The organism is Bradyrhizobium oligotrophicum S58 (assembly GCF_000344805.1).
GTDB lineage: Bacteria > Pseudomonadota > Alphaproteobacteria > Rhizobiales > Xanthobacteraceae > Bradyrhizobium > Bradyrhizobium oligotrophicum.
Genome location: NC_020453.1, coordinates 5578378 through 5602966, shown reverse-complemented (window position 1 = coordinate 5602966; position 24589 = coordinate 5578378). Strand labels below are relative to the sequence as shown.

Below are 24589 nucleotides of genomic sequence, written 5' to 3'. Positions count from 1 at the left end.
TGATGAGGGCGCAGGGAATGCCGGGCGCTGGCCGCACCCATGGCCCGCCTGCGAAAAAAATGCAGGCGGCAGGAACCACAGGTCAGCCGAGACATCCCGGCATTCCCTGCGCGGCGGTTTTAACGCTTATACGCGTTCTCCCCGGGGACCGGCTTGATTGACCCCGTCGATCGCAGAGCTCATCAGGACTCTGCAACCTTGGCCTCAGCACCGGGAGACCAGGACCGCGCGATTTCACGTCCGCGACAACATCGTTCGTCCGCACATGATGCGCGCCGATGCCCTCACGTCCACCGCATTGCCGGCCCAACGTCTCGTGACGACGCGTACGCCCCTCATCCGGACCGGAACGCGGATGTTATACGCATGATTTGCTGATTTTCGGAAGTCATTTATTTTTTGCGGAAGCTCTTGAAACCGGCTTTGTCCTTGATCGCGGGCGTCAAATTCGTGGTTTGGCGCAGGGCCTCGCTACTCGCTCAGTCGTCATTCCGGGGCAGCCGCGCCGGCAGCTGAGCCCGGAATCCATAACCACGAACGGCTGATGCGGCGCGAGGTGAGGCCACGCGCAGCTTGCTCCTCTTCGACGGTCGTGGCTATGGATTCCGGGCTCGCGCTGTGCGCGCCCCGGAATGACGTGGGGAGGGAGCGTGCGTTCCTGAGGTTGGACGTGTTACGAGCTGCGACGCCGCGGTGGATGCCGTACATCGTGCCGCATCGATCTCGCGATCAGATTGGAGCCCACATGGCGCGTTCCCGCGTTGACCGCTATTGAATTCGGCCTTGGCCGGCTCGCGATGCCCCGAAAGACCATGACGGTCGAGATGTCGCGGCCAGACGGAAAGTTGAAATGCGCAGTTTCGAAGACCGAGTGCTGTTGCTCCTGCTGATCGCGATCACGCTGACGCTCGGCTGGATCCTGCTGCCGTTCTATGGTGCCGTGCTGTGGGGCGTCGTCGGGGCGATCGTGTTCGCGCCGCTGCACAGGCAGTTGTCGCGGTCGATGCACGGCCGGGATGGTCTCGCGGCTGCCGTCGTCGTCCTGCTCGTCATCCTCATCGTCATCATTCCATTGTCGCTGATCGGCACGGCGTTGGCGCAGCAGGCGGCGGGTGTCTACGCCCAGGCACAGGCCGGGCAATTGGACATAGGTCAGTATTTTCAGAAAATGCTGGAGGCGCTTCCTGCATGGATCGTCGATCTGCTCAACCGGTTCGGGCTCGGCAGCCTCGCTGGCCTGAAGGACAGGCTGTCGGCCCTCCTGCTGAGGGGCAGCCAGGTGATTGCAGGCCAGGCGCTGAACATCGGTCAGGGCACGTTCGAGTTCTTCGTCAGCCTGTTCCTCATGCTCTATCTGCTGTTCTTCCTGCTGCGCGACGAAGAGACGTTGTCGAAGCGGATCGCGGACGCCATTCCGCTGCGCAACCAGCAACGCAACGCGCTGCTCGCGAAGTTCACCATCGTCATCCGTGCCACCGTGAAGGGCAATCTGGTCGTCGCCCTGGCGCAAGGTGCGCTCGGCGGATTGATCTTCTGGTTCCTCGGCATCACCGCGCCGCTGCTGTGGGCGGTGGTGATGGCGTTCATGTCACTGCTCCCGGCGGTGGGAGCAGGCATCGTGTGGTTTCCGGTCGCGCTCTATCTCTTGGCCACCGGCGCGATCTGGCACGGCGTGATCCTGATCGCCTATGGCGCGCTCGTGATCGGGCTCGTCGACAATCTGCTGCGTCCGATCCTGGTCGGGCAGGATACCAAGATGCCGGACTACGTGGTGTTGATCTCGACCTTGGGCGGCATCGAGGTGTTCGGCCTCAACGGCTTCATCCTCGGCCCGGTGATCGCGGCGATGTTCATCGCGATCTGGGACATGTTTACGGCCGTGCGGCGCGAGAGTGGGGCGGCGCCTGACGATCCGCGTCGGGCGGATTAGCGGAGGGTGATCCGCCGCAATGTAGAGGAGAGTCTTGCGCTGCGAGTTGCGCTCCGGCAACCCGCCCTACGATCTGATCAGTTCCTCGCCCGAGCACGCGAGCCATCTCGCCCGTTTATCGCGGGCGGCCGACGTGATAGTCTCGGGTCGCCTCATCAACCCGGAGGTCGCATGCCGACCCAGCTTCTGCGAATGGTCGTGATCGTCGTCGCTTTTTCGGCTGGAGCTGCGGCCGCCGCCGAACGGCATCGCGACCCTGCAATCGGCTATAAGGCCGACCGTCTTTCGTCATCGCGTGGAGAGACGATCCTCGACACTCCCGGGCAGACCACGGTGCTGACGCGGCAGGTTCTCGATGACATGAAGGCGACGAGCCTCAGGGATGCCTTGCGTTCGACCGCGGGCGTGACGATCGGACGCTAGCGCGCAGGCCGGATCAGCTAAGCGTCGTTGGTCGCGCGGACTGGCGCAGCGTAGTCCGCCGTCGCGCAGCGTCGAGTCGTCCGGCGGGTTACGCTGCGCTGACCCGCCCTACGTCCTGACACCGACTATGAGGCTGATGCGATGAAGTAGCCCGGGCAAGCGAAGCGACCCCGGGTTCTCCAGCACAGCGCGTGTGAACCCGCATGTCGCTGCGCTCATGCGGGCTACCGCAGCGTCATCGCGGCCACGGTTGCGTCATGCCGATCAATCCTCAGAACCCGTACAGCCTCGCCGGATTGTCGACCAGAATCTTCTTTCTGATCGCGGCATCCGGCGCCCAGACCGTGAGCTGGTTCATCAGGCGGCCGTCGTCGATCTGATACAGGGGCGCGATGTCGGTGGGCTTGCGGTCGGGACGGATCGTGGAGTCCGGATGCGGCCAGTCGGTGCCCCAGACGATGCGGTCGGGATTGGCTTCGATCAGCGCCTTCGCAAACGGGATCACGTCGGGATAGTCGGGCGCGCGCGTCGAGGCGCGGTAGGCGCCGGAGATCTTCACATAGGCCTTGCCGCTGCGGACCAGTTCGACGAGATCGGCAAAGCCCGGCTGCTCGAGGCCGAGCGCGGCCTGAGCGCCGCCGAAATGATCGAACACCGCCGGCACCGGTGATTGCAGCACGAGATCCTTGATCGCCGCGATCATCGGCGTGTTGGTGTAGAGCTGGACATGCCAGCCGCGCGCCTTCATGCGCTCGACCGCCGTCTGGAAGCGGGCGCGGCCGACGGAGGGATCATTGATGCCGCCAGTCGCGAGATTGAGGCGGATGCCGCGGAAGCCGTCGGCATTCATGGCATCGAGTTGCGCCTCCGTGGTCTTGTCGTCGATGACGGCGACGCCACGGGCATCGTTGCCGCGCGCCTTCATGCCGAACAGCGTTGCCGAATTGTCGGTGCCGTAGACGCTCGGCGTCACGATCACCACGCGCTGGATGTGCAGCGCCTTGTGCAGCGCCGCCATCTCCTCCGGCGAGGCCGGCTCCGGCGTGTAGACGCGGCCGGCGAAGAACGGAAATTTTTCCGGGTCGCCGTGAATGTGGGTGTGGCAGTCGCAGGCGTCGGCGGGAACGTCGAAATCGACCGGCGTCGCGGGCTGCGCCGCCTTGGCGCGGACGGCTGTGGTGTTCATCGTCACTCCGGCGGCGAGCGAAGCCAGCAACAGGCTGCGGCGGTTGAGCATGTGATCCTCCCGGATGTCGCGCGTGCGTTGAGCGTGACGCGCGTGTTGTCGAGAGAGGAGCGTGAACCGGCGCGGAGCAGGGGGCAAGAGCGAACAGCGTCGCAAAAACTCGGTGTCATCCCCGCGCACGCGGGGATCCATAACCACAGGAGGTCGTGTGGCGGCACACGCGTGGCTCCGATCTCGTTCCACGACATCGTCCTGGGGGTATGGATCCCGGGTCGGCGCCTCCACGGCGCTGGCGCGCCGTTCCGGCTTGCCCGGGACGACAGCTGAGGGTGAGGCCGCGCTCTGCCATCTCTCCGCCATCGTCAGGAGACCCGTGGTGCTCGCCCGTCTGGGGCGAGGCTCATAATCGTGAAGGGTCCTACTGCCCCGACGGCGTGCGCAGGCCGTGCCAGGCGTCGCGGACCTGCTGGTAGTGAACCTCGGGCAGATAGTCCGGCGTGTTCAGATTGAGGTTCTTGACGTCGAGGCGGCCGACGGCGCTGAGCAGCGTGTAGGAGGCGATGACGCGGTCGCGCTGGGCGCCGATCAGCCGCGCCTTGGCCTGGATCAAATCGGCCTGCGAGTTGAGCACGTCGACGGTGGTGCGCTGGCCACCCTGCGCCTCGCGCGAAACGCCCTGTAGCGCCACTGTGGCGGCCTTCACCTCAGCCTCCGAGGCGCTGACGGCGACCTTGGCGCCTTCATTGGCGACCCAGGCGCTGACCACGGCGGTGCGGGCTTGGTTGCGAACCTGATCGAGCACCAGGCGGCTCTGCGCCGCGACCTCCTTGGCCTGGCGGGTCTGCGAGGCCGCGGTGCCGCCGTCATAGATCGGCGCGGTGACGCTGCCGACGATCGAGGCCTGGTCGGTGCCGAAGGTGCCGAGCGTCTGATCCGAATCGCGGCTGCGGCTGACATTGCCCTGCAAGGTCACGCTCGGCAGCAATGCGCCCTCGGCGATGTGAATCGAGGTCGACGCGACGTCGACGTCGAAACTGGCGGCGGCCACCGCCGGGTTTTCCTTGCTGGCGAGCGCGGTCGCATCCTCGCGGCTGCGCGGCAGCAGGCGGTCGATCGGGTCGGCGGCGCGGAGCTGGCTCGGCGTCATGCCGATCACCTGCGCATAGGTGGCCTGGCTGATGGCGAGGTTGACCTCGGCGGCGTTGAGGTCGGACAGCCCGCGCGACAGCCGCGCCTCGGCCTGCGACGCGTCGGTCGGCGTGACGTCGCCCGCGTTGAGGCGGCGCTGCGTGACCGACAGCGTCTCGCGCAGGAAAGCGACGTTGGAGCGCTGCGCCTCGACCAGCGACTGGTTGGCGAGCACGTTGGTGTAGGCGGTGACGGCATCGAGCAGCACGCCCTGGCCGACATTGCGCAGCGCCTCGCGGCCCGACTGCACCTGCAGCTCGGCCATGCGCACGCTGTTGGCGGTGCGGAAGCCGTTGAACAGCGTCTGCGTGACGGTCACGCCGATGGTCCACGGCTTCAAGGTCGCGGTCTGGATCGTATTGGTGGGGAGCAGGTTGCGCACCGCCTGCAGGCCGGCGCCGAGGCTCGCGATCAGTTGCGGGCGATAGCCGGCCAGCGCCTGCGGCACGTTCTCATCGGTGGCGCGCTGGCGGGCGCGCTCGGCATTGAGGGTCGGATTGGTCTGATACGCCTTGGCGAGCGCGGCCGCGAGATCCTCGGCACGCGCGGGCGAGCAGATTGCGACAAGGCCGGCGGTCAGGATCAGGCCCAGGATCAGGCCGAAGCCCATCCGCCGCGCATGCACCCTGCCGACGCCAAATTCTTTGGCTCGACCCACCATCCGACTCCGCCGCGTCTCAATGTCTTAACCAGTCGTTTACCTGTTTAAGGCTGACGGCAGCCACACACAAACCGTGGATGTGGAATCTGGCAGGCTTTTCCATGGTTTGTTGTGGCGCTCTCGCCACAGACCAATCGTCGCAGGTGCTGGCGAAAGGGCTGCGCGGTAGGTGGGTGAGTACGCAGGCGAGGGAGGTTGCAAGTACTCGGCGCGAATCGCGTCAGTGCGAATCGCGTCAGTGATGTGCGAGCGATTGGCAACTTGCTCGGTGCACCTCGCCCCGCGAGGGCGAAGCGAAGCTTCGCTAGGGCGGGGAGAGGTCGGATTGCATCGAAAGATGCAATCCGGGTGAGGGGGTACAGGTCTAACAATACGCTTCATTGGGTGTGGCTGCCCCTCACCCCAACCCTCTCCCCGTAAGAACGGGGCGAGGGAGCGCACCGTGAACGCGGTGAGAGCTCGAACTCAATCTTAGGAGACTCGATCCGACTGAACTGCGTTCCGACACGTCACCTGTTCTTGTTCACCGGCTTGCGCTTCTCGATGAAGGCGGCCATGCCTTCGGCGCGGTCTTCGAGGGCGAAGGTGGCGTGGAAGAGGTTGCGTTCGACGTTCATGCCTTCGGACAGCGGGGTCTCGAAGGCCCGGTTGACGGCCTCCTTGGCCATCGCGGCTGCCGGGCGCGACATCGCGGCGATCTTCTCGGCCGCGGCCATTACTTCGTCCATCAATTTGTCGGCCGGCACGATGCGGCTGACGAGGCCGGCGCGCTCGGCTTCCGCCGCGTCCATCATGCGGCCGGTGAGGCAGAGATCCATGGCCTTGGCCTTGCCGATGGCGCGCGTCAGGCGCTGGGTGCCGCCGATGCCGGGGATGGTGCCGAGCGTGATCTCGGGCTGGCCGAACCTGGCAGTGTCGGAGCAGATGATGAAGTCGCACATCATCGCCAGCTCGCAGCCGCCGCCGAGCGCATAGCCCGAAACCGCAGCGATGGTCGGCTTGCGGCAGCGCGCGACGCGGTCGCCGCCGATGGCGGTGAAGTCGCTCGAGAACATGTCGATGAAGCTCTTGGGCTGCATCTCCTTGATGTCGGCCCCGGCGGCAAACGCCTTCTCGCTGCCGGTGATCACGATGCAGCCGATGGCGTCGTCCGCCTCGAGGTCGTCGACCGCCGCGGCGATCTCGCGGAAGACGCCGAACGACAGCGCATTGAGCATCTTCGGCCGGTTCAAGGTGATGACGCCGACCGCGCCTTTGCCCTCGACGATGATGTGCTCGTAAACGCTCATTTTCCCACCCCGCAAATCAAAACAGCGGCCAATGTGCCCGCTGCAGGGGTGCGCATCAAGTAGGAGAGGCGCCGCGCGGCCCCTCAGATCATGAACATCCGGGCGGCCGAGCCCAAAGTGAGCAGGGTGCCGCAGGCAATGAAGATCTTGCCGATGATCGAGGCCTTGTCCCAGCCGGAGCTGTCGTCATTGCTCACGGTGACGAGGTTCACGGTGGCATTCTCGGTGGGCGCCGATTCGCTCGATGCCGCGTCCGTCGATGGCGCGGCGGGCGCCGCCTGCGCCTCGACCGCCATCGGCGCCGGAAACACGTCCTGCTTCGCAGCCGGAGCGCTGTCGGACCCGAGCGGCAGGAACGGACTGTAGGTCTGCGTTTCGGCCGCGCGTGCCAATCCAGTGCCGGTGAGCCCAAGCACGAACGCGGCGGCAATGATCAATGCTGAACGTCCACTGGCTTGGATCGTCATCGTCAGTCTTCTCCCCGTCCCGCCAGCCCAAGCGGGAGTGAGACCCCGACAGATGTCGAGAACGGGGCAGAAAATGGGTATCTTCCTGCCGCTCAGGGCAAAAGCTGGGCGGCGCCCGACTTTTGCGACGCCCTCTACAAACTCGATCCTGCAACGCGCGATTCGGTGCTATGCAGCGGTTCCGAGACTTGCCCGGCGGCGTGCTCGCGATGTGGCGTAACTCGGATGGTTCCGAGGCCAAGCCCTTGATCACGAACTAGTGATCAGCTGCATCGCGAAGTAACAATCTGAAAGTTCGGGCGAATTGATGGGTGGGAGCGCAGGTGCGCGAACGTGACGACGAGTGGACGGGCTGGATGCGTCAGGCCGTCGCCGGAGACGACGAGGCCTATCATCGTCTGCTGAAGGCGATCACGCCCGTGTTGCGCGCAGCATCACGGCGCGGTCTGGCGCGCGCCGGCCAGCCCCCGGATCAGGCCGAGGATATCGTGCAGGAAATTCTGTTGGCGGTTCACCTCAAGCGGCACACCTGGGACGTGAACGCGCCGTTCGCGCCCTGGCTGTTCGCGATCGCGCGCAACAAGTTGATCGACATGCTGCGCCGGCGCGGCCGGCGGGTGTTCGTCGACATCGACGATTTCTCGGAGATTCTGGCTGACGAGCCTGCGGCGCCGACCGTCTCGGCCAGCGAGGTCGAAGCGCAGCTGAAGACGTTGCCGCAGCGCCAGCGCGACGTGCTGCAGTCGATTGCGGTGGAAGCGGCTTCGATCAAGCAGACCGCGCAGAGATTTTCGATGAGCGAGGGCGCGGTTCGGGTGGCGCTGCACCGGGCGCTCTCCAGCCTCACGGCGAAGCTACGGGACAATTGATCATGGACACCGATCAGCTCATCCGCTCACTCGCAGCCGACAATGCGCAGCGCGCGCAGCCGGTCGGCATCATCATGGCGCTGGCCTTGATGGCGGCGACGCCGGTGTCGACCGCGATGCTGCTCGTCGGCCTCGGCGTCCGGCCCGACATCTGGCTCGCGGTGCGCAATCCGTTCTTCGACCTTAAATTCATCGTCACCACGGCGCTGGCCATCCCGGCGCTGATCATCAGCCTGCATCTGTCGCGCCCCGAGGCGTCGCTGCACGGCTGGGGCTGGCTGTTGATCGCGCCCATCGTCATCCTGATCGGCGGCATCGCCACCGAGATGATGCTGCCGCAGCGGGCGCCGATGATGACGCGGCTGGTCGGCCACAATTCGATGCTGTGCATGAGCGCGATCCCGGTGCTGTCGCTGCCGCTCCTGGGCGCCGCGCTGTTCGGCCTGCGCCACGGCGCGCCGTCGCGCCCGGCCATGGCCGGGGCGATCGCCGGGCTGATTTCGGCGGGCGTTGCCGCGACGCTCTATGCCGCGCATTGCAACGACGATTCGCCGCTGTTCGTCGCCACCTGGTACACCTTGGCGGCGCTCATCGTCGCCGGGCTCGGCGCCCTGATCGGCGCGCGGGTGCTGCGCTATTGAGATTGCGAAACCGGCGCGCTCACGCCTGCATCAGCGTCGCGGCATCCTGCACGCGATGGAAGCGCAGCACCTGCTGCGCGGTCGAGCGCCGCAGCCGCGCATAGGTGGCCTTGCAGGCGACGAGGTCGGTCGGCGCCGCCCCGGCCAGCCCGTCGCGCATCAGGATGATCGATTCGACCGCCGGCCATGACAGGCCGGCGACCTTGGCGAGGATCATGACGCCCTCGGCGCGGCTCTCGATCATGATGCTCTCGGCGACCGCGACCGGCACGTTGGCCATGGCGGCAACGGCGGCGTTGGCTTCGTCGAACTTGCGCTGCTCGGTGAATTGAACCACGAGGCCGTCGTCGAGCCGGCCATCGGCATGCAGCGAGCGGACCAGCGCATGCGCGATCTCGGTCTGGCTGGTCAACGCCACCGCGCTCGATCGCGCGCGCCGCGTCACCGTGCGCACCGCCGAGGAGACCTGCGGCGCCAGGCTGGGATTGGCGGCTTCGAGCCGCGCGCGGACCGTGGTGGAGGCCTTGGCGACGAGCTTCAGATAAAGGTGGCGGGGCAGGTCGGGCCGCATCGCGAGGCACGCGGCCAGATTCTCGTCCAGCGCGGCGCGGTCGAGCAGCGTGTCGAAACTGCGGTCCGACAGGTCGGCGCCGGGATTGCTGACGGTGCTGTGAACGACTTCGTCGTTGCCGCGCCGGAGCAGGATGTCGGTGACCGCGCGGCTCAGCACGCGGCGGATCGAGATCGCCAGCAGGTGCGCCTGGCTCTTGCTCTCGGCGGTGCGGATCAGCGCGGCCTCGTCGAGCCGTTCGGATTTCGACAGCACGGGACCGGCGACCTCGATGGCATCGTCATCGGCCAGCCGGTGCAGCGTGCGCGGCGGCGCGCAATCGAGCGGCGCCAGCCGGCGAGCGAGCAGGATCCGGGCGGAGGTTTCGATGTGGTCGATCAGGCATTCGAAGACGTCGTCGAACAGCGCGATCTGGTCGTCGGCGAAGTCGACGGCGCCATCGACGAACAGGTCGGTCACCTTGCGCAGGGTCTCGACCCGGCGCGCCACGGTGCCGTGCGCAAGCGTGTCCTCGAGCTCGTCGAGCAGGCTCTCGTTGGGCGCGGGTTTCGGGTTCATGCGAGGATGGCTCAGGCGGTGGTGACGCGATTGCGCCCGTGCGCCTTCGATTCGTAGAGCGCATGATCGGCCCGGGCGAGCAGGGAATCGGCGGTCTCGTCGCCGCGCGGCGCCGCCACGCCGGCAGAGAACGTGACCTGCAGGCCGGTCGAGAACGCGCTCCAATCCAGGCCCGCGATGATCTGGCGCAGCCGTTCGGCAAGCCGCACCGCGGCGTCCGCCGGCGCGCCGGGCAGGACCAGCAGGAACTCCTCGCCGCCATAGCGGCCGAAACGATCACCGCCGCGGATGTTGGCGAACATCGTGATGGCGAAGGTGCGCAGCACGTCGTCGCCGGTCGGATGACCATGGGTGTCGTTGATGCGCTTGAACCAGTCGAGATCGATCAGCACGATCGAGCAGGGCTTGCCGCCCTGTCGTGATCGCGCCAGCTCCTCGTCCAGTACATCCATGATGGAGCGCCGGTTCAGCGCCCCCGTCAATTCGTCGATCTCGGCCAGCTCCTCGATGCGGCGATAGGCCTCCGTCAGCTTCACCCCGCGCTGATACAGCGTCTCGCGCAGGGCACTGGAGAAGATGCCGAGCGACATGCAGCCGGCGATGGTGAGGAGGAATACCAGCAGGGTCGCGAGCCGTTCCAGGCCACTGTCATGCGGCATGCCGAGCGGCTTGTCGGTGAGCAGGAACAATCCGGCCAGCCCCATCGCAAGGAATGTCCAGCAGATCGCGCTCTGGCGCGGCGTCGCCCGCAGCGAGGCAAAGGCGACGACGATGTAAAGCGTGCACAGGAAGAGGATGCTGACTTCCGGCGCGATGTAGCAGAACGTCACCGTGAGCATCATGCTGGCGAGCGATTGCGGCACCACGAGATAGTGGTCGCGGAAGCGGTCGTTGAATCCGCTCTCCGAAAGCGCCGTCCACAGCGCGACGATGAGAATGCCGATCGCGGCGTAGGACGGAGCGATCGTGACCGGCACGGTGCCGGCCTGGGCGTAGATCAGCAGGATGACGGCGTCGATCAGGTAGCATCCCGCGGTCATCGCCAGCATCTGCCGGCGCCGGCCGGCGCGACGGGCGCGCAGGTCGCTCGACGGCGGCGACGTCGAGCCGCCCGTCTCGGCAACGAGCGGGATCGAAAGAGGCGGTGCCATGATGCCCATCTGTTCGCAAATCGGACGCTGCCCAAAAATCTACGTGGGAAAGCCTTTAGCTTTGGTATCTATGGGAACTGGGCGAGGCGCCCCCGGAACTCTGGCGTGACGGGCGAGCCAGCGTATGGGCGCGGTGAGAATGGGACGGAACATGGGGGACGCGAACCCGCCGGTCGAGATCGGCCGAGCCGCACCGGAATTACCAAGGAAATTGCCAAGTCTGTGTGCCAGGTCACACGCGGAGACGTATCTTTCCGGTATTTTCAAGAATTTTGCGGTTGTATTCGAACCGCGGGCGCATTCTTCCCGACCAACTTTGCGAGACGGCCATTGAGCGTGACAGCAGCGGCGTCAGACGAAACCCTGATGACCCGGATCGCTCAAGGCGACCGGCTCGCCATGCAGGTGCTGTACGGACGGCACCATGTCAGGGTGTACCGTTTCGGGCTCCGGCTCGTGCGGGACGAACAGGTCGCGGAAGATCTCATCAGCGAGGTTTTTCTCGACGTGTGGCGCCAGGCCGGCAAGTTCGAGGGCCGTTCCGCGGTCTCCACCTGGCTCCTGGCGATTACGCGATTCAAGGCGCTGTCGGCACTTCGGCGCCGCAAGGACGTTGAGCTGGAAGACGAGGCGGCGAATGCGATCGAGGACACGTCCGACGATCCGGAAGTGGCGGTTCAGAAGAAGAATACCGGGGAAGCCTTGCGCAAGTGCCTGACGGCGCTTTCGCCTGACCACCGGGAGATCGTCGATCTCGTCTACTACCACGAGAAATCCGTGGAGGAGGTGGCCGAGATCGTCGGAATTCCGGAAAACACCGTCAAGACGCGCCTGTTCTATGCGCGCAAGAAATTGGCCGAACTCCTGAAGGCGGCCGGCATTGAGCGAGGCTGGCCATGATGGCTTTGAGCAGGAAGATGCTGGAGCAAGAGCCCAGTGAAATCGAGTTGCTGTTGCCGTGGTACGCGGCCGGCACGCTGAACGCACGCGACATGCGCCGCGTCGAGGAGGCGCTCGCCACCGACGCCGGTCTCGCCCGTCAATATGCCGAAATCCAGAGCGAGTACGCCGAGACCATCGCGCTCAACGAAACCCTCGGCGCGCCGTCGATGCGCGCGATGCAGAAGCTGTTCGCCGCGATCGAGGCCGAGCCGGAGCAGGCACCGAAGCCGTCGCCCGGCTTCGGCGCGCGGATCATGGCGTTCTTCGAGAGCCTGTCGCCGCGGACGCTGGTGTGGACGGTGAGCCTCGGTGCGCTGCTGGTGCTGGCGCAGGCCGGCATCATCGGAGCCGTCCTGATGCGCTCGCAGACGGCGACCTATCAGACCGCCTCGGTCAGCGCGGACTCCGCGAGCCAGGACGCCGTCAGCCAGGACAAGGCCATCGCCCACGAGCCGGTGGGCAGCCCCAGAGCTGCGGCCAGCGGCGCCGCCGAACCCAGGCCCGCCGCGCCGCCGCCGCCGAGCGCCGCCGCTCCCGCGGAGCGGGCGCCCGAGAGCATGGCGCGTTCGCGCGTGGCCGAAGCCCCGGCGCCCGCCGCGCCCTTGATCCGTGGTCTCGGACCGCAGGTCGCCGCATCGGCCGCGCCCGTCTACGCCCTGGTGCGGTTTGCTCCGGATGCGCGCATGGCCGACATCACGGCCTTGCTGGACAGCTATCAGGCCTCGATCGTCGAAGGCGCCAAGGGCGGCCTGTTCAGGCTGCAGCTCGGCGACCGGTCGTTGTCGAAGGCCGAGGCCGACGCCCTGATCGGCCGTCTGGCGCGAGAGAAGATCGTCAGCCTCGCGGTGGCCGCGCAATAGCCGGTGCCGTCCGTGACGTGATCCGGAGGCTCCCATGTCGCTCAACAAGTCCTCCAGCGCCGTGCTGAGATTCGCAAGATATCTCGCCGTGCTGAGCGCCGTCGCGGCGCTGGCGTTGGGGAGCGGAGACCTGCGCGCGTCGGCGCAGGCGATGATGCGTTCACCGACCATCAACATCCAGAGCCGCGTGCCGAGCATGGCTCCCGGCGCAGCATTGCGGACGCCGGCCCCAAATCTCTCCGGCATGGCCATGCGTCCGGCGCTGCCGAACGTGCGCTATTCGCCGAACCTGCAGGCGTCCTGCAGCCCCGCCGATCGCAGCGCGTCGGGTGAATGCATCGAGCTGCGGCGAACCGGTGGCGATGCCGGCCAGAGCGGAGCGGCCGCAGCCGAGGGCAGGGCGGGCAAAGGAAAATCGGCCAAGGCTTCGCAACGGCGCGAGCCCACGGCCGCCGCGGCCGGCGATCCCCGCATCATCGCCAACGAGCTGGTCGCCGAAATCGACGGCAGCCTCTCGACCGACCAGGCCGATGCTCTGGCGCGCCGTCACGGCCTGCAGCGCATCAGCTCGCAGAGTTTTCAGTTGATCGGCGCCACCATCGGCCTGTTCCGGATCACCGACCGCCGCTCGGTGGAAACGGTCAGTCGCCTGCTCGCTGCGGACCGCAGCGTCCGCTCGGTGCAGCCGAACTATCGCTACATGCTGCAGCAGAGCGCAGCCGTCGTGGAGGGCGATCCGGCGCAATATGCGCTGGCGAAGCTGCGGCTGCCCGAAGCGCACAAACTGGCGCAGGGCTCCAACGTCACCATCGCGGTGATCGATTCCGGGGTCGATCTCAAGCATCCGGAATTCGCCGATGCGGCGTTCGATGCGTTCGACGCGCTGGGTGGCGACGAAGGGCCGCATGTCCACGGCACCGGCATCGCCGGCGTGATCGTGTCGCATGCGCGGCTGATGGGCAGCGCGCCCTATGCGCGGATCATCGCCATCCGCGCGTTCGGCGCGCCCAAGAAGGGCGGCGGGCCGGAGAGCAGCTCGTATGTGATCCTGAAGGCGCTGGACTACGCGGAGCTGCACGGCGCGCAGATCGTCAATATGAGCTTCGCCGGGCCCAAGGATGCGGTGATCGAGCGTGCGATCGCAGCCGTCGCGGCCAAGGATGTCGTGATGGTCGCGGCCGCTGGCAATGCCGGCGCAAAATCGCCGCCGCTCTATCCCGCCGCCAATCCGAACGTCATTGCCGTCAGCGCGACCGACACCCGGGACCAGCTGCTGACGGCGTCGAACCGGGGCAACTACATCGCGCTGGCTGCGCCCGGCGCCGACATCTTCCTGCCGGCACCCGACGGCAAGTATCAGATCATCTCGGGAACGTCGTTCTCGGCTGCCTATGTCAGCGGGCTCGCGGCGCTGGTGCTGGAACGCAATCCGGCGCTGAAGCCGGAGACGGTCCGTATTGTGCTGACCAGGACCGCGCGCGATCTCGGTTCGCCCGGACGAGACGATCTGTTCGGGGCAGGCGAGGCGGACGCCTTTGCGGCCGTGCAGGCGGTGATGCAGCCGCAGGACGCGCCGGCCGTCTCGGCTGCCCCGCCCGCAGGGCTGGCGCGCGATACGGGACAGGATCCGACCCCCGCGCGCGAACTGCGCCCGGCATCGGCCGCGGCGATGGCGCCGCAGGCATCTCCGGCCGGCGATGCGTTTCGCCCTGCGCAGCAATAGGGATCAACGTTTTCGTGAATGTTGGAAAATTCCCGTCTCGCTTTTGAACGTACTGCGGGGCGATCTCGACAGAAGGTATGTGGGAGCGGTGATCCCCTCCCCAAGGCTATATACGGCGCGAGCGCCCATCCACCCCAAGCGCCCATATGGCTCGACCCGTCCGGTTGTCCCCCCGGACGGGTCTTTCGTTTGCGGCGCTGCTGAAGCCAGAACGGCGTCTCATTCGGCTGTTGTGCGGCCCACCGTCGCGACACCCTGGGGTTGTCAGGGGTGACAGGCGGTCGCGCCGGCGTTGTCGAAAATCGCCGCGGCCCGCAAAAACGCGGGCGAATTTTCCGCATGACTACGGTTTGGCTGCCAAAGAAGATGGCGTTAGCTAGACTTTGTTAACCTTTTCCACAAAATATTCACGTCACGTTGCGTTGATTCGTGCCCAGTGCGTCCGTCCCCCTCTAGCGGGCTCCCCTATGACACATCGACCGGACGTGGCTTGCAGCCGCGAACTGGCTGCGCGCTGGTGCGCGCTTGCCGAACGGCGCCTCGACCATCTCACCGAGCTGTTCCAGAGTGGCCGCTGGCGCCGCTACTACACCGAGCAATCGCTGCTGGATGACATCCGGCACGCCAAGGCCGCCGTACAGACCTGGAAGGCGCTGTCCGTCGAGCCCGAGGCTGTCAGCATCGTGCCCAGCCAGACGCCGGTCGTGACATCGACGACGCGGTCCGCGCGCCCCGCGCCGGCGCCCGTGCGCCTCACGAAGCCGGAGCCGATCGAGCTGCGTCCCATTGAGACTCATCCCGTCGCGCATCGTTCGATCGAGGTGCCGCGTTCGCTCGAAGCCATCCTCGCGGAGTCCGAGATCATCATCGAGTCCGAGATCGAGCTGGCCGGGGATGACTTCGACCTGGAGGACGTCGTCGAGGTGGTCGAAGAGGACATCGCGCCGGAGCCGGCCGGAGCTGCGCCGCGCATCGACATGTCCGCGCTGGAGCGCGCCTTGAGCATCGGCATCCAGTCCGACGCGGAGTATGACGAACCGGTCGTCGATCTCGATGCCATCGAGCGCCGCTATCCGGCACTGGCGGTGGCATTCTAGGCGACGCGCCTTGGACGCCGCCTTTTCGGGGGCGTCGCTTCAGGGCGCACCATTCATCTCCGGCGAGATCGCAGCGCGGGAGCTGCTTGCCATTTAAGGACCAATCGGTCTATATATGGTCAATGAGCCACCAACCCCCGACGCAGCTGCAACGTGGCCGGCCGCGAAGTTTCGACGTGGATGCCGCTGTCGAACGAGCCATGGGTGTGTTCTGGTCGCGCGGCTACCACGCCACCGCGCTCCCGGACCTTCTTCGCGCAACGAAGCTCTCTCGCGGCAGCCTTTACGCCGCTTTCGGTGATAAGCACTCGCTATTCCTGCTCGCACTAGACCGCTACATCGCCGAAGCCCTGACACGGATGGAGAGCGAACTCGACGATGGCAGAGACCCTGTCGAGAGCCTGCGGGTCTACCTGACCGGCTATGTCGAACGCACACGCGGCGCCAATGGCCGGCGCGGCTGCCTGCTGGTGGCCACGGCCATGGAGCTTGCCGGCCAGGATGCCGAAGCCGGCCGACGCATCGCAGGCTTTTTCAAAGCCATGGAAGTCAAGGTGGCGGATGCATTGTCTCGTGCGAAGGCGGCGGGCAGGCTGGCCGATGGCGTCGAGCCTTCAAGCGCCGCGCGCATCCTCGTTTGTTTCGTCGAGGGGCTGCGCGTGGTCGCCAAACCGGGTCCGACATCCATCACGTCGCAGGCCACCGTCGACGCTCTGATCGATCGTTTCATCAGCTAGATCACAGATCGAGGGCTCGGCAATGGTGCATCAATATCTGGACTGATCGGTCTTGAAAGGAAGAATTCCATGTCTGCCATCCAGATCGTCTGCGCCGTGGCCGTTCCTTTGCTCTGGGGTTATCAGTTCGTGGTCATCAAGGTCGGCGTGACGGAATTTCCGCCGCTGTTCTTCCTCGCGCTTCGCTTTCTGGCGATCGCGCTGCTGCTCGTCCCGTTCGTCAAGACGCCCACGCGTCGACAGCTCGGTCATATCGCAGCGATTTCCCTCTTTCTCGGCGGACTGAATTTCGGGCTGTTCTATGTCGGCCTTGGGCTCGGCTCGGGCAGCATGTCGGCCGTTGCGTATCAACTCGCGACGCCCTTCACCGTTCTGCTGGCGTGGCCGCTGCTCGCGGAGAGGCCGTCTCCCACCACGTCCGCTGGAGTCGCGCTTGCCTTCGTCGGCGTGGTCGTGTTGGCCGCAGGGCCGGGCCTGTCGGCAAACGTGCTTCCGCTGCTTCTGGTGGTTGGAGCAGCCTTCGCATTCGCGGTGTCCAACGTTCTGACCAAACGCCACGGCCCTTTTGACCCTCTGATGCTGACGGGATGGTCGTCGCTGCTCACGGTGCCGCAGGTGATGCTGACGTCGTTGCTCGTTGAACATGGGCAACTGGGCAGCCTTGTCGCGGCGGATGGGCGCGGCTGGCTGGCGCTCGCCTACACGATATTCATTGGAGGAATTGTCGGGTTTGGCCTTTGGTTCTGGTTGATCGCACGCTGCTCGATGAGCCGCGTGGCGCCTTTTGGCCTGTTGCTTCCAGTGTTCGCCGTCACTTCGAGCGTTCTATTCCTTGGCGACCTCGTGACCCCGCAGTTGATTGCGGGTGGGCTGCTCGCAATCATCGGCGTCGCCCTGACGCAAGTCAGGCCTGGCCTTCGACCGATACGCGCCTGAGCGGAGGCCAGGCTCAGCTTCGGCGCACGGCGTTGCCGCCGATCACAAGCTGCGCAAATCGCTGCGCACCTTCCTGCGTGAGGTCGGACGTGACCGGCTTGATGTGATCGAGCCCGATTACGGCGCCACCGGGCGTGCCCGACATCATGTTGTTGCTGACGACGGCTGCACCGGCGCCCGGGACGACGGAAACGCCGACGCCCGCGAGCGCATTGCGGATCACGTTGCCGGAGATGACGACGTCGCGCAGATAGCGGCCCCAGCCGGCGACGATGCCGTAGGACGGGGCATTCTCGACGACGTTGCCGGTGACCGACGAGTCGGCCTCGACATAGATGCCGATGCCGGCATCGTCGTCGGGCGCCGTTCCGATCGGCCGCTTCGGGATCAGGTTGCGGATGATGTTGCCCTGGACGACTGCGATGCGGCCGCCTTCGTTGAAGTTGCAGACGGAGACGCCGAACGCGGCGCCATCCACCGTGTTGCCTGAGATCACGGCGCCCTCGAACGAGAACTCGGAGTACAGCGCGACCTCGCGCACGTCGGTGACACCGTTGCCGACGATCTGGATGTTGGAGGCGGAGTTGCCGCGCACCGCCGAGTAGTCGCAATTCCTGATGCGGTTGCCTCTGACGATGACGTTGCCGGCGCGAAACGCGTTGATGGCGTTGCCGTACTGGCCGGAGCCGCCGGGGCCGGCCTTGATGTCCTCGATGCTGTTATCGAGCACCATGGTGCCGTCGTCCCCGATCGCGGTGCGCAGGATCTCGATGCCGTTGTCGCGCGTGCCCTTGATGGTGTTGCGCGACACGATCAGGCCGAGCGCATCAAACGACACGATCGCGGTGACGGCGATGTCGGTGAGGATGTTGCCGCTGATATCGCCCGAAACCTGCTCGAGCCAGATGCCGCTGCCGCCGGAGCGGGTGATCTCGCAATCGGCGATACGGGTGTCGCGGCTTGCTGCCACATGCAGCAGGCCGCGGCGTTGGGGCAGGGCGATCGTGCCGCCGTCGAGCGACAGGCCGGTGATGTCGAGGCCATCTGCGCCTTCTGCCGACAGCAGCGACGGGCCGCCGCCGGTGAATACGAGCTTCGTAGCACCCCTGACGCCGACGAGTTGGCTGCCCTTGGCGAGCCGCAGCATCGAGGTTCGGTAGGTGCCGGGCCGCAGCGCCAGGGGCGCCTGAACGCGCGTCGCTTCGTCGATCGCGCGCTGCAAAGCGCGGGTCTGGTCGTCGGGACTGTTGGGCTTGACGCCGTACTGCGTGGCGTCGCGGCCGAGCGTGGAGATCAAGGGGGTGGCCTGTGCGGCATCCGGCGGCCAGCTCAAGGCTCCGGCAGCACCGGCAGCCGATCCGGCCAGAATGCGGCGGCGATTGACATCCATGGTCAGCGTCTCGCGCAAAAGATGACGTGCTGCCAGGACTTAAACTGAAAGCCTCAATGCTGATGCTGAGGATGAGTGCGGACGCATGGGATAGTTGCAGGTAGGGTTAAAGCTTCCCATCGGATCGCCGCTGACATTGGTTGCAGATCGGCCTCTCCCCGAGGGAACCAACGGGACTCGCGGACATTGTTCCCGCAATGGATCGACGAGGAGAGGGTCATGCATCTGTCCAATGAGAGTCTACTGGTTATTCTGTTCGTCGGCATCGTCGCCGGGTGGCTCGCGGGCCGCGTCATGGACGGCGGTGGTTTCGGCCTGATCGGCGATCTGGTCGTCGGCCTCGTCGGCGCCTTCATCGGCAATTGGCTGTTGCCGCAGCTCGGAATTCATCTGGGTGTCGGACTGGTCGCCGCGATCATCAACGCCTTCATCGGCGCCGTGGTTCTGCTGCTCATCCTGCGCCTGATCGGCGGGGGATTTGGCGGTCGGCGCCGCTGGAGCGTCTGATAACCGGCGCTGACGGTCAGCGGTCGTACCACTATCGACGTCAGCTCGTGCGACAGGATGCCTGTCGCACGAGCTTGATCAGCTCCATCAACATCGCTTCGCCGGCGTCGACGAGCGCCTCCAGCGTGATGCGCGAGCTGCCGTGCGGCAACGCCGTGCCGGCTCGTGGCAACGGAGGAATGTGGATGAAGGCGGCGAGCCGCGGGCCATCGGCGGCTCTGGTCGCCTCGATCGCGCGCCAGCTCAGATAGTTGCAGAGATAGCTGCCGGCATCACGCGACGGGCGGGCATCGATGCCCGTGGCGCGTGCCGCGCGCAGCAACCGCGCCACGTGCGGACCGAACGGCATCGGATGCGCACCCGGCACGATCGTGCCCTTGCGCGCAACGTGACGATCGGCATCGGGGAAGCTGGTGGTGACCGCGTTCCGGGCGCGGGTCTCGATACGAAGATAACGCGTTCGTCCGGCGAGACCGAACATCAACAGCGCATGCGGGTGCCGTTCGGCAATCAGCGCGGGCAGCTCGCGATCCACCGTGCTGTAGGTCACGTGAAAGATGTGGCTGCTGATGTCTACGTCATCGAGCGCCGGCCGCCGCAGCTCCGACAGGCGCTTCACCAGCGGCATGGTCGGGTTGGACGGCGCGCCGGGAAACGGGCCGAAACCGGTGATGAGGATGCGCAGCCGCTCGCTCAATTCAGCAGCTCCGCAAGCTGCTCGGCCGCCAGCGCCGGTGTGACGCGCCCCTCCGCAACCTCGGTCTCGAGCTTCTTCACCTTGGTGCGAATCGACGGGTCGGTGCGCAGCCGCGCCATCAGCCGCTGCTCCAGCATGGTCCACATCCACTTCACCTGCTGCTCGCGCCGGCGGCTCGCAAACTCGCCGGAGGCGATCATCGCCTTGCGATGGTCGAGGACCTTCTGCCATAGCTCGGCGATCCCGGTGCCTGATATCGCCGAATAGGTCACGACCGGCGGATGCCAATGCTCGGAGCGGGGACTGAGCAGATGCAGCGCGCCGCGATAGTCGGCCGCAGTGATGTTGGCGCGCTTGATATTGTCGCCGTCGGCCTTGTTGATCGCGATCATGTCGGCGAGCTCGACCAGGCCCTTCTTGATGCCCTGCAGCTCGTCGCCGCCGCCCGGCAGCATCAGCGCGAGGAAGAAGTCGGTCATGTCGCAGACCGCGGTCTCGGACTGGCCGATGCCGACCGTCTCGACCAGGATCACGTCGAAGCCGGTGGCTTCACACAGCAGCATCGCCTCCCGCGTCTTGGCGGCGACGCCGCCGAGCGTGCCTGAGGATGGCGAGGGGCGGATGAAGGCCTGCTCGCAATGCGACAGCCGCGCCATCCGCGTCTTGTCGCCCAGGATGGAACCACCGGTGCGCGCGGAGGAGGGATCCACCGCGAGCACCGCGACCTTGTGGCCCTGTCCGACCAGGTACATGCCGAGCGCGTCGATCGTGGTGGACTTGCCGACCCCGGGCGAGCCGGTAATACCGACGCGGATCGCGCTTCCGGTCTGCGGCAGCAGCGCCTGCACCAGCTCGCGCGCCGCCGCCTGATGGTCGGCGCGGCGGCTTTCGACCAGCGTGATTGCGCGCGCCAGCGCCGCGCGGCTGCCGGCGCGCAAGGCGTTGGCTAATGAGGTGGTGTCGGTGCGCTGCGAGATCATTCTATTTCAAGTCGGCCAGCTTGCCGCTGATGAACATCTTCAAGGCCGGCAGTTCGCCGACGACGACGTCCCAAACGACGGCGACGTCGGTGGTATGATAGGCATGCCGCAGCAGGTTTCCGAAGTCGATCATTTTCCGCCAGTGGATCGTCGGACTCTCGCTCTTGATGCTGTCTGGAATGCTGCGGGAGGCCTCGCAAATGATCTCAAGCAGACGCTCGGTCGCAAGGCGCAACAGACGGTCTGAGCTGAAGGCCGCGAGATCGGCGCCGGCGACAAGCTGTTCGATTTCTGTAATGGCTTCGGCAATGTCCCGCAGCCGGTCTTCGACGGTCGGAGGCACCTCAAAACACCTCGATCAGGTCATCCGCAATTCGGTCGGCGATCCGCCGCTTCAACAGCGCCCGCTGCGTGATCTGGACGCGCAGTCCGATGTCGTCCTCGATGAGGTGTTGAACCTTGAAGTGATCGAATGCGGGAAGGAGGCCGGGGGCCGTGGTTTCCACGAGCACGTCGAGGTCGCTGTCAGGACGAGCATCGCCGCGCGCGCGCGAACCGAACAGCGACAGCCGCGTGATGCCAGCGCTCCGCAGGGCCGGTGCAAGAGCCTGCAGCCGGCCGATGATCGTCATGAGGGGAATGTCAGCGACGTCGTTCATGAGAACAATCTAGCATATCCGGCCAACGGCTGCACGGCTGCCCGCCGGCTTCACTGCTCTTCCGCGTCCTGCCTCGGCCGGCTGCCGCCGAAAATCGCTTGGCCCTCAGGGCTCAGATATGGCCTCAGCGTCTCCCACGGCACGAAGGCGACGTACTGGCCTTCGGCGTAGGGGCCGACGGCGTAGGGCGGGTAGTGGAAGGTCAGGCCGGAGCTTTTTCCGGCTGCTGTAGAAGGCGCGAGCGTCACCGCGCCGATCTTCAAGAGCTTCGGCTCCAGCCCCTTGAACCATTCGGCGGAGGCCGTTTCGGTGGCACCGCGCTTCTTCTTCTCGGCCTTCAGCGACGTGATGACCGCATTCAGCATCGCCTTCATCGTGGGGCCGTTGTCGGCGGTCTCGGTGAAGAACGGACGGATGCTGATCGGCTTGGCCTCGGCCTTGTCCCAGAGGATGGTGTTGACGTCGCTGTTGGGATGCGCGCCGCGCGTGTCCATGTAGTCGTCCCTGACGATGCTGACATAGCGGTCGGCGACATCAGAGCGCAGCGAATATTTGCGCTCGAACGACCATTTGCCGTCGCTGAAGGCTTGCGGATCCTCCTTGCGCTCCTTGGCGGCATCGCCGGCATTCTTGTCGATCCACTTCCTGCCGTCGGCGAGGCAATACGCGGCCAGCGGCGCGTCCGCCTTGATCTGCGCATCGAGCGTGACGTTGGCCTCGATCGCCTTGGTGGTGATGGTCGCGTCCGGCTTGGGCTCGGCCGCGAAAGCGGGCGACAGCCACAGCAGGCTGAACAGGGGGGCGGCGAACAGGTGCAGTCGGGTCATCGATGAAAACCTTGAAGAACTCTCTTTGCGTATCGCCGGCCAGTCCGCAGGTTCATGGCGGCAAGCGTGATCCGCGCGCGATCGACGGACCGCGCGCAGGCAAGCGACATGTGAAATCTGAAACCTACTCCGCCGCCTGACTGTGGCCGAGCCGCGTGTTGAGCTTGCGGATCAGCTCCTCGGCCGCATCGGCGATCACGGTGCCCGGCGGGAAGATCGCCTCGGCACCGGCCTTGTAGAGGGCGTCGTAATCCTGCGGCGGCACCACGCCGCCGATGATGATCATGATGTCCTCGCGGCCCTGTTTCTTCAGCGCGGCCTTCAGCTCCGGCACGGCGGTGAGATGCGCGGCTGCGAGCGACGACACGCCGAGAATGTGCACGTCGTTCTCGACCGCCTGGCGCGCCGCCTCGTCGGCGGTCGCGAACAACGGCCCGATGTCGACGTCGAAGCCGAGATCGGCGAAGGCTGACGCAATCACCTTCTGGCCGCGGTCGTGGCCGTCCTGGCCGATCTTGGCGACCAGGATGCGTGGCCGTCGCCCTTCCGCCTCTTCGAACGCCTCGATCAGTGCCTGCAGCTTCTCGGCTTTGCCGGACATGGCGGCGACCTCCCGCTTGTAGACGCCGGTGATGGACTTGATCTCGGCGCGGTGGCGGCCGAACACTTTTTCCAGCGCGTCGGAGATTTCGCCAACGGTCGCCTTGGCGCGGCCGGCCTCGATGGCGAGCGCCAGCAGGTTGCCATTGCCTTCGCCGGCCGAGCGCGTCAGCGCTGACAGCGCCGCATCGACGTCCGCCTGCTTGCGCTCGGATTTCAGCCGAGAGAGCTTGTCGATCTGCAGCCGGCGCACGGTGGAATTGTCGACCTTGAGCACGTCGAGCGGCGGCTCGTCCGTGGGCTTGAACTTGTTGACGCCGATCACCGACTGGCGGCCGGTGTCGATGCGCGCCTGGGTCTTGGCCGAAGCCTCCTCGATGCGCAGCTTCGGCACGCCGGCCTCGATCGCCTTGGCCATGCCGCCGAGCTCCTCGACCTCCTGGATGTGGCCCCAGGCCTTGGCGGCGAGATCGCGGGTGAGCCGCTCGACGTAGTATGAGCCGCCCCAGGGATCGATGATGCGGGTGGTGCCGCTTTCCTGCTGCAGGAACAGCTGGGTGTTGCGGGCGATGCGGGCGGAGAAGTCGGTCGGCAGCGCCAGGGCTTCGTCGAGCGCGTTGGTGTGCAGCGACTGTGTATGCCCTTGCGTCGCCGCCATCGCCTCGACCGCGGTGCGCACGACGTTGTTGTAGACGTCCTGCGCGGTCAGCGACCAGCCCGAGGTCTGGCTGTGGGTGCGCAGCGACAGCGAGCGCGCGTCCTTCGGATTGAACGGCTTCAGCAGCTTGGCCCACAACAGCCGTGCGGCTCGGAGCTTGGCGACCTCCATGAAGAAGTTCATGCCGATCGCCCAGAAGAACGACAGCCGCGGGGCGAAGCGATCCACGTCCAGGCCGGCCGCGATGCCGGCGCGCAGATATTCGACGCCGTCGGCGAGCGTGTAGGCGAGCTCGAGATCCTGCGTCGCGCCGGCCTCCTGCATGTGATAGCCGGAAATCGAGATCGAGTTGAATTTCGGCATCTTCTGCGAGGTGAAGGCGAAGATGTCGGAGATGATCCGCATCGAGGGCGACGGCGGATAGATGTAGGTGTTGCGCACCATGAACTCTTTCAGAATGTCGTTCTGAATGGTGCCCGACAGCTTTTCCGGCGGCACGCCCTGCTCTTCGGCGGCGACGACGAACAGCGCGAGGATCGGCAGTACCGCGCCGTTCATGGTCATCGACACGCTCATCTGGTCGAGCGGGATGCCGGCGAACAGCGTGCGCATGTCGTAGATGGAATCGATCGCGACGCCGGCCATGCCGACATCGCCGCCGACGCGCGGATGATCGGAATCATAGCCGCGATGGGTGGCGAGATCGAACGCGACCGAAAGGCCCTTCTGGCCGGCGGCGAGGTTGCGGCGATAGAACGCGTTGGAATCCTCCGCCGTGGAGAAGCCGGCATATTGCCGGACCGTCCAGGGCTGGTTGACATACATCGTCGGGTAGGGGCCGCGCAGATACGGCGCGATGCCCGGCCAGGTGTCGAGGAAATCGATGCCGGCGAGATCGGCCTCGCCATAGGCGGGCTTCACGGGGATGCCCTCGGGCGTCAGCCATGGCTCGGCATGGCCTGCGGGAGCGGGCGCTGCAGTCGGCTCGAACGCGATGGCGCTGAAATCAGGAATGCGGCCCATTGCCTCGTGTCCTCATCTC

At 66.0% G+C, this 24589-nt stretch carries 24 protein-coding genes; 11 read left to right on the top strand and 13 right to left on the bottom strand.

The window, feature by feature from the left end; translation table 11 throughout:
• Nucleotides 1-850: 850 nt before the first annotated feature.
• Both S58_RS24290 and S58_RS24285 read left to right on the top strand, forming a co-directional pair.
• Nucleotides 851-1930, top strand: coding sequence for an AI-2E family transporter (locus tag S58_RS24290; protein WP_015668028.1), 1080 nt, complete (start codon nt 851-853; stop codon nt 1928-1930).
• A gap of 171 nt (nt 1931-2101) precedes the next feature.
• Nucleotides 2102-2353 (top strand): TonB-dependent receptor plug domain-containing protein, encoded by a 252-nt coding sequence (locus S58_RS24285; protein ID WP_015668026.1) that lies wholly within the window; start codon nt 2102-2104, stop codon nt 2351-2353.
• A gap of 271 nt (nt 2354-2624) precedes the next feature.
• On the opposite strand, the gene S58_RS24280 is transcribed toward S58_RS24285, so the two are convergent.
• The 4 genes from S58_RS24280 to S58_RS24260 all read right to left on the bottom strand — a co-directional run bounded on the left by S58_RS24280 (nt 2625) and on the right by S58_RS24260 (nt 7144).
• Complete coding sequence (locus S58_RS24280) at nt 2625-3590, bottom strand: amidohydrolase family protein (protein ID WP_015668025.1); 966 nt, start codon at nt 3588-3590, stop codon at nt 2625-2627.
• Between the two features lie 367 nt (nt 3591-3957).
• The gene (locus S58_RS24270; protein ID WP_144058381.1) at nt 3958-5388 is read right to left on the bottom strand and encodes a TolC family outer membrane protein; all 1431 of its coding nucleotides are present in this window, start codon (nt 5386-5388) and stop codon (nt 3958-3960) included.
• Nucleotides 5389-5897: 509 nt separating this feature from the next.
• Nucleotides 5898-6677 (bottom strand): enoyl-CoA hydratase, encoded by a 780-nt coding sequence (locus tag S58_RS24265; RefSeq protein ID WP_015668023.1) that lies wholly within the window; start codon nt 6675-6677, stop codon nt 5898-5900.
• A gap of 83 nt (nt 6678-6760) precedes the next feature.
• The gene (locus S58_RS24260) at nt 6761-7144 is read right to left on the bottom strand and encodes a hypothetical protein (protein ID WP_015668022.1); all 384 of its coding nucleotides are present in this window, start codon (nt 7142-7144) and stop codon (nt 6761-6763) included.
• 323 nt (nt 7145-7467) lie between these two features.
• Between S58_RS24260 and S58_RS24255 the strand changes: the two genes are divergently transcribed.
• A complete protein-coding gene (locus S58_RS24255; RefSeq protein WP_083938827.1) occupies nt 7468-8013 on the top strand; it encodes a sigma-70 family RNA polymerase sigma factor in 546 nt (181 codons plus the stop codon).
• Between the two features lie 2 nt (nt 8014-8015).
• Nucleotides 8016-8654, top strand: coding sequence for an NrsF family protein (locus tag S58_RS24250; RefSeq protein ID WP_015668020.1), 639 nt, complete (start codon nt 8016-8018; stop codon nt 8652-8654).
• Nucleotides 8655-8673: 19 nt separating this feature from the next.
• Here S58_RS24250 and S58_RS24245 read toward each other — a convergent pair whose 3' ends face one another.
• Both S58_RS24245 and S58_RS24240 read right to left on the bottom strand, forming a co-directional pair.
• Nucleotides 8674-9783 carry a DUF2336 domain-containing protein gene (locus S58_RS24245; protein WP_015668019.1) on the bottom strand — a complete coding sequence of 370 codons (1110 nt, stop codon included), beginning with the start codon at nt 9781-9783 and terminating at the stop codon, nt 8674-8676.
• A gap of 11 nt (nt 9784-9794) precedes the next feature.
• A complete protein-coding gene (locus S58_RS24240) occupies nt 9795-10943 on the bottom strand; it encodes a GGDEF domain-containing protein (RefSeq protein ID WP_015668018.1) in 1149 nt (382 codons plus the stop codon).
• 321 nt (nt 10944-11264) lie between these two features.
• On the opposite strand from S58_RS24240, the gene S58_RS24235 reads away from it, so the two are divergent.
• From S58_RS24235 to S58_RS24210, 6 genes are all read left to right on the top strand, one after another.
• Nucleotides 11265-11834 (top strand): sigma-70 family RNA polymerase sigma factor, encoded by a 570-nt coding sequence (locus S58_RS24235; protein ID WP_042340190.1) that lies wholly within the window; start codon nt 11265-11267, stop codon nt 11832-11834.
• Nucleotides 11831-12736: a zf-HC2 domain-containing protein gene (locus S58_RS24230; protein WP_042340189.1), complete on the top strand. Its 906-nt coding sequence runs from the start codon at nt 11831-11833 to the stop codon at nt 12734-12736. Before S58_RS24235 ends, S58_RS24230 begins: the two co-directional genes overlap by 4 nt.
• Before the next feature lie 34 nt (nt 12737-12770).
• Nucleotides 12771-14459 (top strand): S8 family serine peptidase, encoded by a 1689-nt coding sequence (locus S58_RS24225; RefSeq protein ID WP_015668015.1) that lies wholly within the window; start codon nt 12771-12773, stop codon nt 14457-14459.
• 467 nt (nt 14460-14926) lie between these two features.
• Nucleotides 14927-15556, top strand: a complete 630-nt coding sequence (locus tag S58_RS24220; protein ID WP_042340188.1) for a TIGR03809 family protein — start codon at nt 14927-14929, stop codon at nt 15554-15556.
• Nucleotides 15557-15756: 200 nt separating this feature from the next.
• Complete coding sequence (locus tag S58_RS24215; RefSeq protein WP_015668013.1) at nt 15757-16293, top strand: TetR/AcrR family transcriptional regulator; 537 nt, start codon at nt 15757-15759, stop codon at nt 16291-16293.
• A gap of 69 nt (nt 16294-16362) precedes the next feature.
• Nucleotides 16363-17229, top strand: coding sequence for a DMT family transporter (locus S58_RS24210; RefSeq protein ID WP_015668012.1), 867 nt, complete (start codon nt 16363-16365; stop codon nt 17227-17229).
• A gap of 13 nt (nt 17230-17242) precedes the next feature.
• Here the strand turns inward: S58_RS24210 and S58_RS24205 are convergent, their stop codons facing one another.
• On the bottom strand, nt 17243-18619 hold the full coding sequence (locus S58_RS24205) for a TIGR03808 family TAT-translocated repetitive protein (RefSeq protein ID WP_042340895.1): 1377 nt from the start codon (nt 18617-18619) through the stop codon (nt 17243-17245).
• 219 nt (nt 18620-18838) lie between these two features.
• Between S58_RS24205 and S58_RS24200 the strand changes: the two genes are divergently transcribed.
• On the top strand, nt 18839-19126 hold the full coding sequence (locus S58_RS24200) for a GlsB/YeaQ/YmgE family stress response membrane protein (protein ID WP_015668010.1): 288 nt from the start codon (nt 18839-18841) through the stop codon (nt 19124-19126).
• A gap of 40 nt (nt 19127-19166) precedes the next feature.
• On the opposite strand, the gene S58_RS24195 is transcribed toward S58_RS24200, so the two are convergent.
• The 6 genes from S58_RS24195 to scpA all read right to left on the bottom strand — a co-directional run bounded on the left by S58_RS24195 (nt 19167) and on the right by scpA (nt 24570).
• A complete protein-coding gene (locus S58_RS24195; RefSeq protein ID WP_015668009.1) occupies nt 19167-19823 on the bottom strand; it encodes a pyroglutamyl-peptidase I in 657 nt (218 codons plus the stop codon).
• A complete protein-coding gene (meaB, locus tag S58_RS24190) occupies nt 19820-20803 on the bottom strand; it encodes a methylmalonyl Co-A mutase-associated GTPase MeaB (RefSeq protein ID WP_015668008.1) in 984 nt (327 codons plus the stop codon). Before meaB ends, S58_RS24195 begins: the two co-directional genes overlap by 4 nt.
• A 1-nt stretch (nt 20804) precedes the next feature.
• Nucleotides 20805-21146: a HepT-like ribonuclease domain-containing protein gene (locus S58_RS24185; RefSeq protein ID WP_015668007.1), complete on the bottom strand. Its 342-nt coding sequence runs from the start codon at nt 21144-21146 to the stop codon at nt 20805-20807.
• Nucleotide 21147: 1 nt separating this feature from the next.
• Nucleotides 21148-21462 (bottom strand): nucleotidyltransferase family protein, encoded by a 315-nt coding sequence (locus S58_RS24180; RefSeq protein WP_015668006.1) that lies wholly within the window; start codon nt 21460-21462, stop codon nt 21148-21150.
• A gap of 50 nt (nt 21463-21512) precedes the next feature.
• On the bottom strand, nt 21513-22289 hold the full coding sequence (locus tag S58_RS24175) for a DUF3298 and DUF4163 domain-containing protein (protein ID WP_015668005.1): 777 nt from the start codon (nt 22287-22289) through the stop codon (nt 21513-21515).
• Between the two features lie 124 nt (nt 22290-22413).
• Complete coding sequence (gene scpA, locus S58_RS24170) at nt 22414-24570, bottom strand: methylmalonyl-CoA mutase (RefSeq protein ID WP_015668004.1); 2157 nt, start codon at nt 24568-24570, stop codon at nt 22414-22416.
• Between the last annotated feature and the right edge of the window lie 19 nt (nt 24571-24589).

What these genes read in the sequence shown, in the direction of transcription:
- S58_RS24230 (WP_042340189.1), top strand. Translation starts at nt 11,831, where the DNA reads ATGATGGCTTTGAGCAGGAAGATGCTGGAGCAAGAGCCCAGTGAAATC.
- S58_RS24205 (WP_042340895.1), bottom strand. Translation starts at nt 18,619, where the DNA reads ATGGATGTCAATCGCCGCCGCATTCTGGCCGGATCGGCTGCCGGTGCT.
- S58_RS24225 (WP_015668015.1), top strand. Translation starts at nt 12,771, where the DNA reads ATGTCGCTCAACAAGTCCTCCAGCGCCGTGCTGAGATTCGCAAGATAT.
- S58_RS24220 (WP_042340188.1), top strand. Translation starts at nt 14,927, where the DNA reads ATGACACATCGACCGGACGTGGCTTGCAGCCGCGAACTGGCTGCGCGC.
- S58_RS24285 (WP_015668026.1), top strand. Translation starts at nt 2,102, where the DNA reads ATGCCGACCCAGCTTCTGCGAATGGTCGTGATCGTCGTCGCTTTTTCG.
- scpA (WP_015668004.1), bottom strand. Translation starts at nt 24,570, where the DNA reads ATGGGCCGCATTCCTGATTTCAGCGCCATCGCGTTCGAGCCGACTGCA.
- S58_RS24240 (WP_015668018.1), bottom strand. Translation starts at nt 10,943, where the DNA reads ATGGGCATCATGGCACCGCCTCTTTCGATCCCGCTCGTTGCCGAGACG.
- S58_RS24290 (WP_015668028.1), top strand. Translation starts at nt 851, where the DNA reads ATGCGCAGTTTCGAAGACCGAGTGCTGTTGCTCCTGCTGATCGCGATC.
- S58_RS24250 (WP_015668020.1), top strand. Translation starts at nt 8,016, where the DNA reads ATGGACACCGATCAGCTCATCCGCTCACTCGCAGCCGACAATGCGCAG.
- meaB (WP_015668008.1), bottom strand. Translation starts at nt 20,803, where the DNA reads ATGATCTCGCAGCGCACCGACACCACCTCATTAGCCAACGCCTTGCGC.
- S58_RS24215 (WP_015668013.1), top strand. Translation starts at nt 15,757, where the DNA reads ATGGGTGTGTTCTGGTCGCGCGGCTACCACGCCACCGCGCTCCCGGAC.
- S58_RS24280 (WP_015668025.1), bottom strand. Translation starts at nt 3,590, where the DNA reads ATGCTCAACCGCCGCAGCCTGTTGCTGGCTTCGCTCGCCGCCGGAGTG.
- S58_RS24245 (WP_015668019.1), bottom strand. Translation starts at nt 9,783, where the DNA reads ATGAACCCGAAACCCGCGCCCAACGAGAGCCTGCTCGACGAGCTCGAG.
- S58_RS24200 (WP_015668010.1), top strand. Translation starts at nt 18,839, where the DNA reads ATGCATCTGTCCAATGAGAGTCTACTGGTTATTCTGTTCGTCGGCATC.
- S58_RS24260 (WP_015668022.1), bottom strand. Translation starts at nt 7,144, where the DNA reads ATGACGATCCAAGCCAGTGGACGTTCAGCATTGATCATTGCCGCCGCG.
- S58_RS24180 (WP_015668006.1), bottom strand. Translation starts at nt 21,462, where the DNA reads ATGAACGACGTCGCTGACATTCCCCTCATGACGATCATCGGCCGGCTG.
- S58_RS24175 (WP_015668005.1), bottom strand. Translation starts at nt 22,289, where the DNA reads ATGACCCGACTGCACCTGTTCGCCGCCCCCCTGTTCAGCCTGCTGTGG.
- S58_RS24270 (WP_144058381.1), bottom strand. Translation starts at nt 5,388, where the DNA reads ATGGTGGGTCGAGCCAAAGAATTTGGCGTCGGCAGGGTGCATGCGCGG.
- S58_RS24265 (WP_015668023.1), bottom strand. Translation starts at nt 6,677, where the DNA reads ATGAGCGTTTACGAGCACATCATCGTCGAGGGCAAAGGCGCGGTCGGC.
- S58_RS24210 (WP_015668012.1), top strand. Translation starts at nt 16,363, where the DNA reads ATGTCTGCCATCCAGATCGTCTGCGCCGTGGCCGTTCCTTTGCTCTGG.